15 protein-coding genes are annotated in these 16,530 nt (G+C 43.2%); 3 read left to right on the top strand and 12 right to left on the bottom strand.

What is annotated here, in order from left to right:
- Genes D7V92_RS06515 through feoB form a run of 3 tightly spaced genes read right to left on the bottom strand, consistent with a single transcriptional unit; the run spans nt 1 to nt 3,985 of the window.
- Nucleotides 1-1,245 (bottom strand): metallophosphoesterase, encoded by a 1,245-nt coding sequence (locus tag D7V92_RS06515; RefSeq protein ID WP_121772531.1) that lies wholly within the window; start codon nt 1,243-1,245, stop codon nt 1-3.
- Between the two features lie 44 nt (nt 1,246-1,289).
- Complete coding sequence (locus D7V92_RS22605; RefSeq protein WP_085931154.1) at nt 1,290-1,445, bottom strand: FeoB-associated Cys-rich membrane protein; 156 nt, start codon at nt 1,443-1,445, stop codon at nt 1,290-1,292.
- 50 nt (nt 1,446-1,495) lie between these two features.
- Complete coding sequence (gene feoB / locus D7V92_RS06505) at nt 1,496-3,985, bottom strand: ferrous iron transport protein B (RefSeq protein ID WP_087343854.1); 2,490 nt, start codon at nt 3,983-3,985, stop codon at nt 1,496-1,498.
- 137 nt (nt 3,986-4,122) lie between these two features.
- Between feoB and D7V92_RS06500 the strand changes: the two genes are divergently transcribed.
- Both D7V92_RS06500 and D7V92_RS06495 read left to right on the top strand, forming a co-directional pair.
- A complete protein-coding gene (locus D7V92_RS06500; protein ID WP_008771835.1) occupies nt 4,123-4,608 on the top strand; it encodes a hypothetical protein in 486 nt (161 codons plus the stop codon).
- Between the two features lie 16 nt (nt 4,609-4,624).
- The gene (locus tag D7V92_RS06495) at nt 4,625-5,035 is read left to right on the top strand and encodes a 2-amino-4-hydroxy-6-hydroxymethyldihydropteridine diphosphokinase (RefSeq protein ID WP_081031975.1); all 411 of its coding nucleotides are present in this window, start codon (nt 4,625-4,627) and stop codon (nt 5,033-5,035) included.
- On the opposite strand, the gene D7V92_RS06490 is transcribed toward D7V92_RS06495, so the two are convergent.
- The 9 genes from D7V92_RS06490 to D7V92_RS06450 are packed head-to-tail and all read right to left on the bottom strand — an operon-like array spanning nt 4,979 to nt 14,046.
- Nucleotides 4,979-5,992, bottom strand: a complete 1,014-nt coding sequence (locus tag D7V92_RS06490; protein ID WP_121772530.1) for a class I SAM-dependent methyltransferase — start codon at nt 5,990-5,992, stop codon at nt 4,979-4,981. The two genes, D7V92_RS06495 and D7V92_RS06490, sit on opposite strands and share 57 nt — an antisense overlap.
- On the bottom strand, nt 5,976-7,109 hold the full coding sequence (locus D7V92_RS06485) for a glycosyltransferase family 1 protein (protein ID WP_121772529.1): 1,134 nt from the start codon (nt 7,107-7,109) through the stop codon (nt 5,976-5,978). The genes D7V92_RS06490 and D7V92_RS06485 overlap by 17 nt, the downstream gene beginning before the upstream one ends.
- 4 nt (nt 7,110-7,113) lie before the next feature.
- Complete coding sequence (locus tag D7V92_RS06480) at nt 7,114-8,349, bottom strand: glycosyltransferase (protein WP_121772528.1); 1,236 nt, start codon at nt 8,347-8,349, stop codon at nt 7,114-7,116.
- A gap of 14 nt (nt 8,350-8,363) precedes the next feature.
- Nucleotides 8,364-8,999 (bottom strand): PIG-L deacetylase family protein, encoded by a 636-nt coding sequence (locus D7V92_RS06475; protein ID WP_005868139.1) that lies wholly within the window; start codon nt 8,997-8,999, stop codon nt 8,364-8,366.
- A gap of 38 nt (nt 9,000-9,037) precedes the next feature.
- The gene (locus D7V92_RS06470; RefSeq protein WP_008771839.1) at nt 9,038-10,345 is read right to left on the bottom strand and encodes a polysaccharide deacetylase family protein; all 1,308 of its coding nucleotides are present in this window, start codon (nt 10,343-10,345) and stop codon (nt 9,038-9,040) included.
- A complete protein-coding gene (locus D7V92_RS06465; protein WP_008771840.1) occupies nt 10,336-11,289 on the bottom strand; it encodes a GNAT family N-acetyltransferase in 954 nt (317 codons plus the stop codon). Before D7V92_RS06465 ends, D7V92_RS06470 begins: the two co-directional genes overlap by 10 nt.
- 41 nt (nt 11,290-11,330) lie before the next feature.
- Entirely contained in the window at nt 11,331-12,383 is a 1,053-nt protein-coding gene (recA, locus tag D7V92_RS06460) for a recombinase RecA (RefSeq protein ID WP_005868144.1), read from the bottom strand.
- A gap of 9 nt (nt 12,384-12,392) precedes the next feature.
- On the bottom strand, nt 12,393-12,851 hold the full coding sequence (bcp, locus tag D7V92_RS06455) for a thioredoxin-dependent thiol peroxidase (protein WP_009017848.1): 459 nt from the start codon (nt 12,849-12,851) through the stop codon (nt 12,393-12,395).
- Between the two features lies 1 nt (nt 12,852).
- Nucleotides 12,853-14,046 (bottom strand): saccharopine dehydrogenase family protein, encoded by a 1,194-nt coding sequence (locus D7V92_RS06450; protein ID WP_005856184.1) that lies wholly within the window; start codon nt 14,044-14,046, stop codon nt 12,853-12,855.
- A 195-nt stretch (nt 14,047-14,241) separates the two neighbouring features.
- Here D7V92_RS06450 and D7V92_RS06445 point away from each other — a divergent pair, with 195 nt between their 5' ends.
- Nucleotides 14,242-16,527 (top strand): ATP-binding protein, encoded by a 2,286-nt coding sequence (locus tag D7V92_RS06445; protein ID WP_121772563.1) that lies wholly within the window; start codon nt 14,242-14,244, stop codon nt 16,525-16,527.
- Nucleotides 16,528-16,530: the final 3 nt, after the last annotated feature.

Here is a 16,530-nt window from a genome sequence, read left to right as displayed (position 1 = left end):
TTAATTATACGAGATTGTATGAATCTCCGAATAGTTACAATCATTAGAAGGTTTATAGGCACCGAAATAGGTGATGTAAATCTTCTTTTCTTTTGTATCTACGGCATAGATACAAAAACTGTTACTTGATAGGCTATCCTCTTCACGTATGACCCTGTTGTATACCACGCCTTTTTCACTTGGAGCTTGATTGGTACAAAGGATCATTTTTTGTGGAACGAGTTCCGTGCTTTCGTTTTCTAATCCAGTCACGTCAAAATAGGCGTTGCAGTGGATATGTCCACCTAGATAGCAGACAAATTCTCCTTTGCGGTCACTGAAATCTGCTTTGACATTGATGGGGTCTAGGTTGAATTGATTTGGATATACTTTTTCTAATGAGGAACGAGTACGAAAGGCTTCAATGATTTCGGGAATCATATTCCACGAATGGACATAATCCCCATCACATAAATAGGTATCGTTATTTACACTACGGCGTTGAAATGGGTAATGAGTTAAGATAATGACGCTATGATGGTCTGTCATGCCATTTTTCAATGCGGTGTTTATAAGCCAGTCTATTTGTTTCTGGGAGAAATATGCGTAAGATAAAGTATTATATTGGGATGCTGGTTGGTCTAACATATCGAGGGCGATGAAACGGATCGTACCTCCTTGAGGGTTTGCTACATCCGAATAGTAATAATTCTCGGCACTATTTCGATTCTTCGAATAATTACTGTTGGCGAATAATATTTCGTTGATCTCGTTTTTATAAAAGAAGGTACTGCCTATCTCTTCCTCGGAATTGCTATCATGATTTCCTGTACAAATAAAGGTGGGAACATGATTTTCATCATAAAGGTAATGAATAAATGAGTGCATATATTCTTTCGCCTTCTTTTTCTTATCAATAGAGATAAAATCACCCGTAGCGATTATCGCATTGATTCGCAGTTCTTGTTGATTGGCGAATTGGATGGATTGTCGTAGATTTATAGGTAACTCGTAATTATTGCTCGGAGACCAAGAGGATAAATGAGAATCCGAAATATGGACGATCTTAAAACGTTCATAACTTCCACTATCTGTTTTATTGTACATGATTTTCGCTAGTCTCTGAGCTGCGAGCTTATTGTTTTCCCAATAAAAAGGTTCATTCTCTCCGCTACGCAAGTTAAGGTTTTTCCAATCATCTTTACAGCCTACTGATAAGATCAGCAGGATAAAAAGGGCATATATTTGTAAGGCCGTGTTATTCATAACCTATGGTGTATTAGAATAACGCAAATATAAAAAATATTTTGTTATTCCTTCATTCTAAACTCTTTTTTCAACGAACACCCACTACATCCGCAACAAGGATCACTGGATTTCGGTTTCGTAAGCATTCGATAAACCTTATATGCGATATATCCGATAACCGAGATACCAATAACGCAAACTGCTATATCTTGCCACATACCTATAAATTTACCTCCTATATATAACTAAATAAAACATAGGAAAGTTCTTAGCTGAATAAACCCACAAAGAAATTCCCCGTTTGATAAACAATGAAAGAAACGATCCATGCTAGGACACAAGTATAAATGATAACGAATATACCCCATTTCCATGAGCCAGACTCGTTGACAATAGCCGATATAGTTGCTATGCACGGAAAATAAATCAAGACGAAAAGCATTAAGCTAATCGCTATGAGCGGTGTGAATACCAAATTACCTTCTGCGTTACGGTCTTGCTTCAAACGCTCCGACAGGGCTTGGCTGTCATCATCGGCATTCCCCGTGTATAATACGCTTAACGTGCTGACAACAACTTCTTTCGCCGCCATACCGGTAAGTAAGCTTACACTCATTTTCCAGTCGAATCCTAAGGGAGCCAAGACCGGTTGAATCGTCTGGCCGATACGCCCGATATACGAATTTTGTTGGTGGTCGATTGCCTTCAAGCGTTCTAACTCCTCTATCGTATCTGTTTTTTCTTGAGAATCCAACTCCGTATTTTCGATCTCCGCTATCTGGCGATCAAACTGATCTCCGCTCTCCGAATGTCTGGGGAAATACCCAAGGAACCAGATGATGATAGAAGCGACCAAGATGATACCTCCCATCTTGTGCAAGTATTGTTTCGCTTTCTCCCACATATGGATCATGATGGATTTGCCGGTAGGCATCCGATAGGGGGGGAGTTCCATTACGAAAGGAACATCCTCCTCGTTAAACAGGAAGCGTTTGAAAAGACGGGCCATGATAACTGCCAGCAAGATTCCGGATACATATAAAGCTAATAACACAAAGCTGGCGTTCTTCGGGAAAAACGCCCCGGTCAGCAATACATAAACCGGCAGGCGGGCGCTACAGCTCATCAACGGATTTACCAACATCGTTATCATCCGGCTATTACGGCTCTCTATCGTACGGGAGGCCATGATAGCAGGAACATTACAACCGAATCCCATCACTAAAGGGATGAACGACTTTCCATGCAGTCCCATCTTATGCATGATCTTATCCATGATAAAAGCCGCACGTGCCATATATCCGGAGTCTTCCATGAACGATATGAACATATACAGAATCAAGATATTCGGCAGGAACACGATAACACCTCCCACGCCACCGATGATACCATCCACGAGAAGATCCTTCAAAGGTCCTTCCGACATATGGCTGCGCACGAAATTACCGATCACCTCGACCAATGCCTCTATCCATTCCATCGGATAGCCTCCCAAACGGAAAGTGGCCTCGAACATGATCCACATGAATAGGATAAAGATAGGGAAACCTAAGACTTTATGCGTGACGAATAGATCGATGATCTGCGTACTCGTTGCCTCTTTGATCGTATTTTGCTCGTAAGTCTCACGCAACGCTCCGGAAATAAAGCCATAGCGTGCGTTCGTGAATGCGGTCTCACAATCCTCTTGCAATAACTTTTCTATTAGGGCTGTATTACGGTCTCTTTCTTGGAATATCGTTTCGGCACCGGGCAGCGTTTTTATAAATGTCTCTATCTCCCGGTCTCCCTCTAATAGCTTGATAGATAGATACCGCTTTGACAAGCTTTTGGGTATATCCACGCTATTTTTCAAGGTCTTCCTAACGTTGCTGATCCCTTTCTCTAAAGACTCTCCGTAATTAATATGGATATGACGGATGACAGGATCTTCTTCTTCGTATACCTTGATTACACGGTTAAACAAATCCTCTATGCCAAAGCCTGTTTTACTTACGGTCGGGATAATCGGTGCCCCGATCATTTTCGCTAAGGACTCATGATCGAATTTATTACCATGGCGTTCCAGCTCATCATACATGTTTAAGGCGATTACCATGCGAACGTCCATATCGATCAGTTGGGCGGTCAAATATAGGTTTCGCTCCAGATTGGATGCGTCGATAACATTGATCACCACGTCTGGTTGCTCTTCATTCAAATGCTTACGCACGTATAATTCTTCCGGCGTGTAAGCGGATAGGGAGTAAGTACCCGGTAAATCTACGATGCGGAATGTATAGCCATTCTGTTGGAAGGTTCCTTCCTTGGCATCTACGGTCACGCCGCTATAGTTACCCACATGCTCATGTGCTCCGGATGCGAAATTGAAAAGAGAGGTCTTTCCGCAGTTCGGATTACCAACCAAGGCTACGTTAATTGTTTTTCCTTTATGTAATGCGATGGCTTGCAATTCATTGCCGGAAGGCAGGATAAAAGAGTCTGCACTCCTGTTCGTATCTTGTACCGAGGTAGCTTGTTCCTTCTCGAAATCCGCCGCGCTAACGACTTCGATCAATGCGGCGTCCGAGCGTCGCAATGAGACATCATATCCCATTACACGATAGTGAATAGGGTCTTTGAGCGGAGCGTTTTGTATAACGATCACTTCTTTCCCTCTGATAAATCCCATCTCGATAATGCGTTTGCGGAAAGCTCCGCGACCCATTACCTTTACTATAACACCTTTATCGCCTGTGCGAAGTTCTGATAATCTCATGTCCTATTAAATGTTACGCGAAGGTAGCTTGAAAACTTCGTACCACCAATACCAACTAATAGGTATTTTTTTATTTCCATGGGTTGTTTTTCGAGTATTTTATGTATGTTTGTGCCACAAATTTCAACTTTAGACAAATGAAACTACGAATTACTTTGTTCGCCACCTTATTGGTTCTTCTGTCTGCTTGTTTTACAGGCTGTAAAAAAGAATTGAAGGATTTCTCTTTTAGTTATAGTATGGAAAGTGTAGATAACTACAAACTAATGGTTCTGTTTGATAGTGACAAGACATTCCGTATCGAGGAGTATAATTATTATATGGATAATTTCGCCAAGAAACGAGATCCTAAAATTATGGAGGGGACATTGACTGACGAGGAGTTTGCTTCTTTAAAACCGATTCTGCAAAAATGTAATTTCTTTAAGATGAAAGACTCTTATGGCTTTGAGGAGGAGACGAACCGGGATTTAGGGGATATCATGTATCAGGTTTCATTTACCACGGAAGGTAAGGAGAAATTTATCTCTATCCGTAATAGCGATACCGGACAATTTTCCGCTTCTTTCGTGAAGTTGATCGGTTTTATCAATACATTCTTGAATAATCATAAGAATGACTAAACGCTTTTAGCCGGAGATGGAGAATAAACGAAACCGGGTTCTATTGTGCTTAGGCTCTAATTGGGATAAAGAGAAAAATATGGAGCGCGCGGCGGAGATGCTGCGTGCTCATTTTGTTTTTATACAGTTTTCTCAGCCAGTTTATACGGAACCGATCGATTGTCCATTATCAACTACATTTTTGAATCGAGTGGCTGTTTTGTATAGCGAGGAGAGTCCGGTGCGAATAAAGGATGTCTTGAAAGATATAGAATGCTGCATCGGCCGTAAGCCGGAAGATAAATCTTGTGGGCGTGTGCCGATAGATATTGATTTATTGCAGTGGAACGACCAAATCTTGAAAGCTGAGGACTTGACCCGTGAATATGTTCTAGATGGCATCTGCTCGCTCCTTGCCGCAGGAGAGAATGATGAATGGTGCCAATAGAAAACCAAAGGAGCCGCTGTTGCGGATCAATGCGTTGATACCTTTGCATATCAAAGAAAGAACTGGGTTGCTTCGGTATGCGTTATAAAATCCTTTCTCTACTTTAAGCTTGAACTGGTAGGGTGCCAATAAGTCCTCATAAGTCTGTATGGGAAGGATTCGTTCGGCCCAATTACCTGTAGCCGGATCGCAAGTATTGTATGGGTCTTCCGGGCTTGGTAAACTCTTTTTCTCGATCGCTTTTTGGATATCGGGATAGGTCAAGCCTCTAGTCTGCCGGGCCCATGTCTCTACTTCTTTTGGGGAGAAAGCCGGGCAAAGTTTCGTTATGAATTGCTCTCGTAATGTATAATAGTTGGGGGATTCCAAAGATCCACTTTCGCATCCGACCATCATCTTATGTAACCGTTGTTGGACATACGGGTTGAATGGTGTAGAGGCTGTCGTGAATAGTAGATACATGGAATCGTTTATATGGATTAAATCCTTGAAGAACAAAGATAAATCATAGACATGCTCTATCAGGTCCGTAGCGATTAAAAGTTGGGGGGAGACTTTGTGCCTTGCGCACCAGTCCGCAAGAACATCTGAATCTCCATGGAGTATGATATCGGGGCCTATTCCTATTATTTGTTTCAATAGCTGGATCGTCTCCACGGAAGATGGGTTAAGATCAATATAAATAACTTGTCCTATTCCTATGGATTTCGCCAGAATACTAAGGAAGCCGGTTCCTCCTCCATAATCGATTAGCGTGACATCGGAGATAGGGATTTGTATCGCTTGAAGTCCTCTTTGTAGGCAATCTGCGTATATATGCATGAAATAGCTTAACGCCGGCTTTAAGTTGCCGATGTATCGCTTATTATAATCGCTGATCGGTAATTTATTATAGTCGATCGCTTTCAAACGTTCGGTTAATGTATGTAATAAATCACTTCTATTCTCTTTCATCATATATCATCTTGTATAAACGTATCCCCTGATCTTCATTAGAAAAAGCAGGGAACAATAACTGTTTTCGTTTATCTATCACCTCTTTATCTATAGGTAGGGCCATTAATTGTTCGCAAGCCCGTATCATCTCATCCGGCGTATCGGCGATATGGCATAAAGGATCTAATCCGCTACCCGCTAGCATGAGATGATTGACAATCGTATGCCTTCCGGCGAATAAGCTGTTCAAAAGCTTTAGTTTTAGGCCGGTATCTTGAAATGTGATTAGTATATGAATTTGTGCGTTGTGGATCAATGCGTCCATACGTTCCTTACTGGGATTTGCTTCTACTTTTATATGTGGGTAAGGAGCGGCTGCCTCTCGTATCAAACGGGTCGGGTTCATGCCCGCTATTATGCAGGTATGTTTTAATTGGCTGAAAACATGCTTGGTGAGAAATAACACGGCTCGTTCATTCTCGATAACGGATAACTTGCCATGATATAAAATATAATCGGATTTTCCCGGTTCGGCCGTAATCCGGTTATTCTCGTGGAAACAAGGAACGAACTCGATCCTTTGATTGGGAAATTGTTTTCGTAAATAGTCTGCGTCTGTCGTGGATACGGCGATTATCAGATTTGCGTACCGTGCTACTTTCTGATAGGCTTGGAAGCGCATGGCCTCGATCTTGAAAAAGGCATTGCGAACCAATCCTTTGCCAGACTTTGCCAAGTGGCGATAATAATCGTGCTCGATATTGCACTCCCGGAATATCTTCATCCGGTTTCTTAAACGGGGATCGTCCATATAATAGCAGGAGTGGAGGCCCTCAAATAAGATCGGGTAATCATTTTGTAAAAGATTCTCGATCAAGCGATGATCTTTACGGCTATATACATTGTAAGGGAGCCATGTTAAATTAGCGATTACCCCGGTACGGCGTTTATAATAGAAAACCTTGTCGCAAATGCTTTCTAATTCCGGCGCATGCGGACGTTCATATTCGAAACAATGTAATATGAGTTTCACGCCGCAAGCACGCAAGGCTTCCAGTTTATAATACACATCAATAACCCCTCCGTAATTGGCGGGATAAGGTATATTGAACGATACTATGTTGAGGTATTTATCCATCTGCTTAAATCTCCTCAAATATATGCGCAAATTGGCTAGCTTGTTCTTTCCGGGAATAATTCGATAGCTTATCCCGATTGACGGGCGAGGTCGTATATCCTTTTTCCTGCCATTCCTCATAGTAATGTTTCAAGAAATCGTACACCTCGTCTACCCGGGTTGCGGCCAGTCCGGAATGGGTCTCCTTGATGGCTTCGGCGAGGTAAGCCTCGTCACTTTGTACGCATAAGATGGGTTTTTCTACCGCAAGCGATTCAAAGAACTTAGTTGTCATGAAGCCTTTTGGACCAGACGTGTCAAACTTATTCGTCAAGGAAAGCAGCACCGAGCTTTTGTTCAAGATGAGGGGAATATCGGATGCCGGTACATACTCATGGTAATCCATGAAAGATTGCACCCCATGTCGTTCGGCCTCTTGGCGGATGATGGAGCGGGACTCTTGATCGGTATACCATACAACTCGAAAAGTTTCGGGGATAATGACCTTGTCCTCCGTAAGACGGGCGATGGCTGCAAATAATAACTCCGGATTTCGGATCGCTAAACTTAACAACCGTCCGGTATAGGTAATGATAAACCGGGAGGTCTTGATTTGTTGCGGATAGAACAACTCAGGATCGAATCCATTATAAATCAGTCTTACGTTGGGATTATATTGTTTGAGTACCTCCACATGCCAAGGCGATACGGTCGTGACACAATCCGCTACCTCCAAAGCGTTATTTCGCTTTCTAAGTAACCGTTTGCGAAATCGCTTTGTGATGAATGCGTCTAACCATGAAAATGTATGGAATTTATGCGATATATATTCGTTGGAGGCGTATTGCTCGATAATATCTCGTAAATCCACGACGAAAGGGAGGTTGGTATGGATCGCTAACGTCTTGGCGGCGGTTAAAGGAAAGGTGCGGTATGTGCTACACAATATCCCCTTGTATTGGTTGGTCTTTATTAAGGGGATGCATGCGTTGATTATTCTCATGTCTTTATAACCAAACAAGATGTCTAGAAACATGACCCACATCCATTCGATATGCTTTGAGATCTTTCCTGATGCTTTGTAGTAGCGGACGCAATACACGTCCGCATACCCCGTAAGGAATTCGAATGTATTGTCTTCTATGTATTCTGTCACTACGGTAACTTCCCATCCCATGCGTGTCAAATATTTGCATAGATATCCCATTCTGGGGGCGAAAGCGGGTGGGAACATATCACATATGATAAGAAGTTTATTCATGGATTCAATCAGTGTTATAAGAATAGACGAACGACTTCAAACGCTTCCGCATAGGTACATCCCGCTTGGACGCCCCGTGCTCTCGCTAATGAATAGATAAAGTCCTTGGATAGATAATCTCTCGCTCCTTGCGATTTATAGGCTTTCAATGATTCTACCTTTGCGTCGATATGGCGTTCTTCCAGCCTTACAAAACATTGTGTATTGAATGTCAGGTTGTTCCAGATTAACTCATAACCTAATATATTCGTGTTTTTGAACGCTCGTAGACCCTCTTGGGCGATCGTCGTATGATCTTGGTGGATGTCATGCAAGCTAGGGATGAAGACTAGGTCAAAATCGGATACTTTTTTCAGGCGTATTAACTCCTCTAATATCTCTTGTCTTGCGTATCCCAGTTTTCTTACTTCGTAATTGTATATGATTAGGTTTTCCGGTTCTATACCTAAGGTCTGGGTCGCTTGCTTGACCTCTGTCTTCAAGATATCTTTCGGAAAACCCTCGGGAACCGATTGCTGTGCGGTGGAGAAAGCCACATAGGTCACTTTTTTACCATCTTCTATCAGGCGTGAGATAGTTCCCCCCAACCCAAGTTCCCCATCATCCGTATGAGGGGCGAGGACTAAAATATTTTTACAATTAGTAATCATTCTTTCTGATTTATTTGAATACAGGGATTTTATTGTTTTCACTGCTTCGCTAATTCTTTTAATAGCTGGGCGTATAATTTACGTAAATAACTTCCGGACCCTTCTTGTACGGAGTCATTATGCCATAGTAAAACCAATTCACCTCCTACATTATTTACTTGTTCCACTAAATTCCGGCAATAGGTTAAAGCCCTGTCAAAATCCAGTCCCATATATTTCTCCTCCTCTAGGGTACAATCCATTATAATAAGCGGATGTAGTCGGAGAGGAGATAGCCGGCGGGTGATCGGATTGATCCAACGAACCGGGTAGCAAGTCCCTAACCGGAATCCGGAGACATCGGCGTACCCCATGGTGAAATCGTCCGTAACCCCAGCAGCCTCTATTTGGTCCATATCTTCCGGTTCCCGGATTGCCAAGAAATGATGACGGTTGAACCGAACATTTTTACCGATATGATCTTCCAGACCGGTTTTCTCTTTCCGGATAAGGCTGGGAGTCGTACCCGCTTGGTAGCTACTATGCAAACCAATAGTTACATTATGCTCTAAAGCACTTTTTATCAATTTACGAATATCTTTATTCCTCAAATCGTAATGAGGTTTGTCGTGCTTGGCTTTCCCCCCGTTCCGGATAAATAGGATAGGGTGACATTGTTCCTTCCCGATCAAGTCCTGAAGGATACTATTCTGGCGGAAAAACCAAGGGAAGGTATAAAACGGGTCTTTCTCAAGGGAACCGAATTTACCTTGAAAGGATTTATATAAACCTCTTCTATCTCTAATAGACCGTATCAAACCTTTCCACGAACGATATAGAGTCGGAGAATCTACGTCGTGCGTGAGGTAGATCTTCCGGATTTGCTTTTTTACCTCGGGTACACGTAACCGGGATTGGCGCAGCCAACGATGAAGCAGCATGCGATATTCATCCACGATCGGACGATGCAGGAAACCGGCCCGGTAGGGCAAGGACTCTTTACCGGGAAATCTTCCATGCTCATCCCGAAGTCCACGCCGTACCATCTCCTCGTATCTGGAAATGAGAAAATAAGTACTTGCGATGATATCGGCATGAACCACCCATGTATCTCTTATCCATTCCTCTTTCGGCGAGCCGAATAACAAGGGGATACCTTGAACCTCTTGCAAGGGGAGTTCCGGTAAGGAAGCGGGAGTCCCGTATGTTTGTCCATCAAAGAAGCCGGATGGAATGATAACGACGTTATATCGGTCGAATTTATTGGGATCAGCCGTGTACCCGATCGTTTCCACCAGTTCGCTAGGGACATCATCTCCTACAAGAAAACGTATTATATAATGTAAAGTGCGATTTTTCATACCCATTTGCTTAGTTTAATGCGTGCTCTGTCTAATAAACTCAATTTCCCCCTAGATATTGTGAAAAATGGGGTTTGGATAGCTCCGAACTCGCGGAAGAAACGTTCTACTCCGGGTAGCATAGACCCTTCGAAATCAAATACCGTCGTAAATTGAGAAACGAAATGAAGACATTCCCACAGGACGTAGCTTTGCGCTCCGGAACCTCTATAGGCCGGATTTCCTCCTCCTGCGAGATAGTAAGCCGATCGATCTTGCCATACGATGAAAGCGGCCGCATGTAAATGGCCTTGCTCGTCATAACCTCCCCATAAATCACCTTGTCCTCTTTGCCGGCAAGTGGCGATCAAGTCTTTCAGTACATTCGTGTCTTCCTTGATTCGTACATGCTGGCGGTCAAATGTTTGGGTTTGTACAGCTAGGAACTCATTCAAAGGAATCCCTTTTTTTACGGATATATGGTATTTATTCTGCGCTTTCGTAATATTTCGCCGGATATTGGGGCTCATATTCTCCCATACCGCTTGATGATCCCGGATATTTTTTAATAAATAGGTATAACGTGTCGTTTGGTTATATCCCGCCCAATAAAACGGAAGCCAATCCGTAATGTCATAATTGAAATTTTGCAGGAAGTGCGGATAGCGTTTTAGTTCTTCCGTGAATTGTTTGCATAGTTCTTGACGTCGTCCTAACTCGGTCGTATATTTCGTGTCGGAGGAACTTGCGGCGAACCAAGGGCCCATCGTTTGGGTGTAAGAAGGCATTGAGACAATATCGGAATGGGGGACGTAAAGGGGGAGGGTTGCCTGTATCCTTCCCTTTTGTTCTATAAGCAAGACATCCCATTTTTTTTCTCCGCAAACCGTATCCAACCACCAGTCATGTGAGAAGATCGGTATATTTTTTTCAGTATTGCAAAGTAAACGATATTTGTCTTTATTACTCATTACAATTTCGTATAGGGGCGGGGTTTGCCCGCCCCCGCAAATTACTTGTTGGCTTTTAATGCCTCAAATATTAATTCGGATAATTCGTCTGCCAATTCGGGATTGTCCTCGACACATTGTTTTGCCGCATCACGACCCTGTCCCAATTTGGTATCGTTGTAGCTGTACCATGAACCGCTCTTCTTGATGATATTCAGTTCAGAACCAAGATCGATGATCTCTCCGGAACGGGAGATACCTTGACCGAACATGATATCGAACTCTGCCTTGCGGAATGGAGGAGCCACCTTGTTTTTTATAACTTTCACACGCACTTGGTTTCCCTTGATCTCGTCACCATCTTTTAGCTTCCCGATGCTACGGATATCCAAACGGACTGAAGCGTAGAACTTCAACGCATTACCACCAGTCGTTGTTTCTGGGTTTCCGAACATTACACCGATCTTATCACGCAATTGGTTGATGAAGATACAGGTCGTATTCGTCTTATTGATCGCGGCCGTCAACTTACGAAGGGCTTGCGACATTAGACGAGCTTGCAGACCCATCTTGCTGTCTCCCATATCGCCCTCAATCTCGGCTTTAGGAGTCAATGCGGCTACGGAGTCGATAACAATGATATCTACGGCGGATGAACGGATCAATTGCTCGGCTATTTCCAAGGCCTGCTCACCGTTATCCGGCTGGGAGATCCATAGGTTCTCTACATCAACGCCTAGCTTCTCGGCATAGAAACGGTCAAAAGCATGCTCCGCATCGATAAATGCGGCGATACCTCCTTTTTTCTGCGCCTCGGCGATCGCATGGATCGCTATCGTTGTCTTACCGGAAGATTCCGGACCATAGATCTCGACGATACGTCCTTTCGGATATCCACCTACGCCCAGCGCTGCGTTTAAAGCGATAGAGCCTGTCGGTATCACCTCGATATCCTCGATGCTTTCATCGCCCAGTTTCATGATCGAACCTTTTCCGTAGTTCTTCTCGATTTTATCCATTGCCGCACGTAAAGCCTTTAGCTTATCCGCATTAGCGGCTGGTTTACCACCTTCTTCTTTCGCTTTTTCTTCGAACAAATTTTCTTCTTTTGCCATATGTGTCCCTTATAAATTAAGGATTTGATTTGCATGGTCTTTTGTCTTCACCTCTTTCGGCCCGATGATATTGGTAACAATACCTTCCTCGTTAATGATAAAGGTGGTCCGGAGAGTCCCCATGTATGAACGTCCGTACATTTTTTTCTCAGCCCACACACCAAACTGTTCTTGTAAGGCCGTGTCTGTGTCCGCTATTAAACGGAAAGGTAAGTTTTGCTTTTGTATAAAGCCTTGATGCGATTTGGCGCTATCTTTGCTTACTCCGATGATCTCGAAGCCTTTCGCTTGTAAGGCTTGATAGCCGTCACGTAAGCTGCATGCTTCCGCCGTGCAACCGCTCGTATTATCTTTCGGATAAAAATAGAGCGCTACTTTTTTCCCTTTATAGTCACTCATCTTTACCTCTTTACCGTCTTGATCGGTTCCCAAAAACTCGGGAACCTTATCGCCTATTTGTATTGCCATATTACAATTCTAAGTCAATGTTAAACAATTCATGCCAAGGCAAACCTTGCTCATTTAGCTCTTTCATGAATGGGTCCGGATTGAATTCCTCCACATTCCATACACCCGGTTTCTTCCAAATGCCTTGCATAAATAATTTGGCGCCGATCATGGCGGGAACACCGGTGGTATAACTAACACCTTGCGCTCCTGTCTCTAGATAAGCGGCATGGTGGCTACAGTTGTTGTATACGTAATAAGTTAATTCCTTACCGTCCTTGATACCACGGATGCGGCAACCGATGGAAGTCTCGCCAGTATAATTCTCTCCCAGATCACCCGGGTTCGGCAGTACGGCTTTTAAGAATTGGATCGGAACGATTTCCTGCCCGTTGTAAAGGATCGGGTCGATACGAGCCATACCGATATTTTGGATGACACGTAGATGAGTCAAGTATTCCTGTCCGAAAGTCATCCAGAAACGAGCCCGTTTTAGGGTCGGGAAGTTTTTGGTCAAACTTTCCAATTCCTCGTGATACATCAAATACGATTCTTTCGGTCCTACATTCGGATAATTCAAGGCTTTATGTACGCTTAACGGATCGGTCTCCTTCCATTCCCCATCCTCGAAATATTTGCCACGTTGAGTAATCTCACGGATATTGATTTCCGGATTGAAATTGGTAGCGAATGCCTTATGGTGATCTCCTGCGTTGCAGTCTACGATATCCAGATAGTGTATCTCGTCGAAATGATGCTTTGCCGCATAGGCTGTATATACGCCGGTAACCCCCGGATCGAAACCACATCCCAAGATAGCGGTAAGACCGGCTTTCTCGAAACGATCTTTATAGGCCCATTGCCAGCTGTATTGATATTTGGCTTCATCAAGCGGTTCGTAGTTGGCCGTATCTAAATAGCTAACACCGTATTCCAGACAAGCATCCATGATATGCAAATCTTGATAAGGTAAGGCCAGATTTACCACCAAATCCGGTTTGAAGGCGTTAAACAAGGCAACAAGCTCTTGCACGTTGTCTGCGTCTACCTGTGCGGTTTGCACTTTCACGTTCTTGATATCGGCGGCGATCTTGTCGCATTTACTTTTCGTACGGCTAGCTACCATGATATCCGTGAAGACATCCGCATTCATCGCTATTTTCTTAACAGCAACGGTACTTACGCCCCCTGCACCAATAACTAATACTCTTCCCATTTACTAATAGAATTAATCTTGTTAATATACAGTTTACAAGGTTTTCAACCAATGGACAAATATACGGCTTTTCCTTGACAATCCCTATATATTTATTCATTTTAGAACGGAAGAGGGAAAAGAAAGATACAGCTAATGAATGTGAATAATGAAAATAGTCGTACTTTTGTCACATTTACTGTTTAAAGTTTGGACATGAGATTCTTAAATAATGTCGGGGGTGTTTTTATTCTGCTTTTATTAGCGTTGGGGTGTAAACCTGAGGCGAAGCGGAGCCGTGTGCTTGTGATCCAATCTTTTCGGTGGGATGATAAGAACTATCTGGAATTAAACTCAGATATCCGGAAAGAGCTGGGAAAAAATCGGGTGAATGCGGACATCCGTACGTTTTATCTCGACTGCGAGTGTTATATGGCTGAGGAGGAAGAGGAACGGATGTATAACTTTATCGATACGATCCGTCTTTGGAAGCCCGACATCATATTGGTGAATGATGATCAGGCTACCTATACGTTGATGAAATGCGGCCATCCTTTTGTAAAGAAAGTTCCGGTTGTTTTCTCTGGCGTCAATTTCCCTAATTGGGATTTGCTGGAAGAATATCCGAATGTAACAGGTAGCTGGGATAAGATTGATTATGAGGAGAACCTTCGTTTGATCGATCGGCAAATGGGAAAGTCTCGCATTTATATCAATTATGATAAGACCTCCTTAGGGCAGTTGGCTTTCCGGGAGTTGATAAAAGCGGTCGATACGAGCCGGTATGTGTTGGATTATAATCAATTGGCTTTCCAATTAAATGATCCGGACTTTAAGGTGGATTCCATGATGTTTAGAACCGAGATGAGAATGAAGGCGATACGTCCTTCGAAAAATATAATCCATTTCATGCCTTTTCGTAAAGCCAATGGGGAGTTTTTATTGAGTAATATTAATGGTACCTATCCTTATTGCGTATTTTTCAATATCCGTTATGACTATACATCCGCAGGCTTGTCTAAGATGTTCGTGACTCCTTCATTTACGGCAGTGCGGGAAATCTTTAATATAAACGTGGAAGTTCTGGGAGGCTATTTTTGCTCGAACCGCATACAAGCGGCGGAACAGGCTAGGTTGGCGGCTAAAATTCTTTCCGGTACGCCTGTCTCTTCCGTTCCGATCGTAGAGAGTCCCAAAGAGTATCTGTATGATTGGGTAGAGATGCAACGTTTAGGTATTTCAAAGGAAGAGGTCCCTACTAATGTTCATGTCATAAATATGCCTATTTCCGAACGGTATAAGATAGAGGTTTTTATCGCCTCTTCCTTGGGTGTGATCTTATTGTTGGCATTGATCGGTTATTTGTTTTATCTCTATTGGCGGGAAGCAAGACGAAGGAAAGAGGTGCTCGCTAATTTAAAGCAGGAGAAAGAGCATCTTTCTTTAGCGTTGGAAGGGGGTAATATATTCGCTTGGAAATTACAGTCTGGAACTTTCCGGTTTGACAACGAGCTCTTTAGCTATGTGAATACTTCTCCTCGGGAAATTCCTTTGGATGAGCTGTACGAGATGGTCCATCCGGACGACAGGCAGAGTTTGCGATCCTTAATTGATTTCATTTGTACGGGTACAATCTCTCATCATATCCTTCAATATCGTTGCGATTTTAACGGGAAAGGTTACCAATGGTGGGAATTTCGTTACGGAAGCTTAGAGGATGCGAATGATGGGTATGTAATCAATGGCTTATGTTTGAATATCCAAAATATCAAGGATACGGAGGAGGTATTGATCTCTGCGAGGGAAAAAGCCGAGGAGTCGGATCGGATGAAGTCGGCTTTCTTGGCGAATATGAGCCATGAGATCCGTACGCCGCTGAATGCGATTGTCGGTTTCTCGAATTTAATGAACTCGGAAGAGGTCTTGGAGCCGGAAGAGCGTGAGCAGTTCGTGAAGTTGATTAATACGAACTCCGACTTACTATTGAAACTGATCAATGATATTTTAGATCTTTCCCGTATGGAATCCGGAAAGATGAGTTTTGTTTTCGATCGCCATGATTTGAATGTCTTGATCAATGAAATCTATTGTACTTTCCAATTGATGATGCCCGAGGGGGTAGAGCTACGCATGCGTGTCCCCGAGATCCCGGTGGTTGTGGCGGTAGATCCTTATCGGCTGAAACAAGTATTGTCTAATTTTATCAATAATGCCATCAAGTTCACGACTTCGGGCTATATAGAAGTTGGATACTATTTCTGTACGAAAGGCGACTGCCTTCATATCTATGTAGAAGACACTGGTATCGGCATCCTTGAGGAGAAACAGAAGCAAGTCTTTGATCGTTTTTGCAAATTGGATGAGTTTGCGCAAGGCACCGGACTCGGACTGGCGATTTGCCAAGTGATAGCGCAGCGTTTCGGCGGTGAGATACAATTGAAGTCAGAATATGGTAAAGGTAGCCGTTTTACGCTAACTTTGCCTAAAGAACGTATAGGTTGACAA

The sequence above is a fragment of the Parabacteroides sp. CH2-D42-20 genome, from assembly GCF_003670185.1.
Taxonomy (GTDB): Bacteria; Bacteroidota; Bacteroidia; order Bacteroidales; family Tannerellaceae; genus Parabacteroides; species Parabacteroides distasonis.
The sequence above is the reverse complement of the archived record's forward strand: the minus strand, read 5'-3'. Positions and strand labels throughout refer to the sequence as shown.

Coding starts and splice junctions, on each gene's coding strand:
- bcp (WP_009017848.1), bottom strand. CDS start 12,851: ATGGCAATACAAATAGGCGATAAGGTTCCCGAGTTTTTGGGAACCGAT.
- D7V92_RS06465 (WP_008771840.1), bottom strand. CDS start 11,289: ATGAGTAATAAAGACAAATATCGTTTACTTTGCAATACTGAAAAAAAT.
- D7V92_RS06445 (WP_121772563.1), top strand. CDS start 14,242: ATGAGATTCTTAAATAATGTCGGGGGTGTTTTTATTCTGCTTTTATTA.
- D7V92_RS06515 (WP_121772531.1), bottom strand. CDS start 1,245: ATGAATAACACGGCCTTACAAATATATGCCCTTTTTATCCTGCTGATC.
- D7V92_RS06450 (WP_005856184.1), bottom strand. CDS start 14,046: ATGGGAAGAGTATTAGTTATTGGTGCAGGGGGCGTAAGTACCGTTGCT.
- D7V92_RS06470 (WP_008771839.1), bottom strand. CDS start 10,345: ATGGGTATGAAAAATCGCACTTTACATTATATAATACGTTTTCTTGTA.
- D7V92_RS06495 (WP_081031975.1), top strand. CDS start 4,625: ATGGAGAATAAACGAAACCGGGTTCTATTGTGCTTAGGCTCTAATTGG.
- D7V92_RS22605 (WP_085931154.1), bottom strand. CDS start 1,445: ATGTGGCAAGATATAGCAGTTTGCGTTATTGGTATCTCGGTTATCGGA.
- feoB (WP_087343854.1), bottom strand. CDS start 3,985: ATGAGATTATCAGAACTTCGCACAGGCGATAAAGGTGTTATAGTAAAG.
- D7V92_RS06500 (WP_008771835.1), top strand. CDS start 4,123: ATGAAACTACGAATTACTTTGTTCGCCACCTTATTGGTTCTTCTGTCT.
- recA (WP_005868144.1), bottom strand. CDS start 12,383: ATGGCAAAAGAAGAAAATTTGTTCGAAGAAAAAGCGAAAGAAGAAGGT.
- D7V92_RS06475 (WP_005868139.1), bottom strand. CDS start 8,999: ATGATTACTAATTGTAAAAATATTTTAGTCCTCGCCCCTCATACGGAT.
- D7V92_RS06485 (WP_121772529.1), bottom strand. CDS start 7,109: ATGGATAAATACCTCAACATAGTATCGTTCAATATACCTTATCCCGCC.
- D7V92_RS06490 (WP_121772530.1), bottom strand. CDS start 5,992: ATGATGAAAGAGAATAGAAGTGATTTATTACATACATTAACCGAACGT.
- D7V92_RS06480 (WP_121772528.1), bottom strand. CDS start 8,349: ATGAATAAACTTCTTATCATATGTGATATGTTCCCACCCGCTTTCGCC.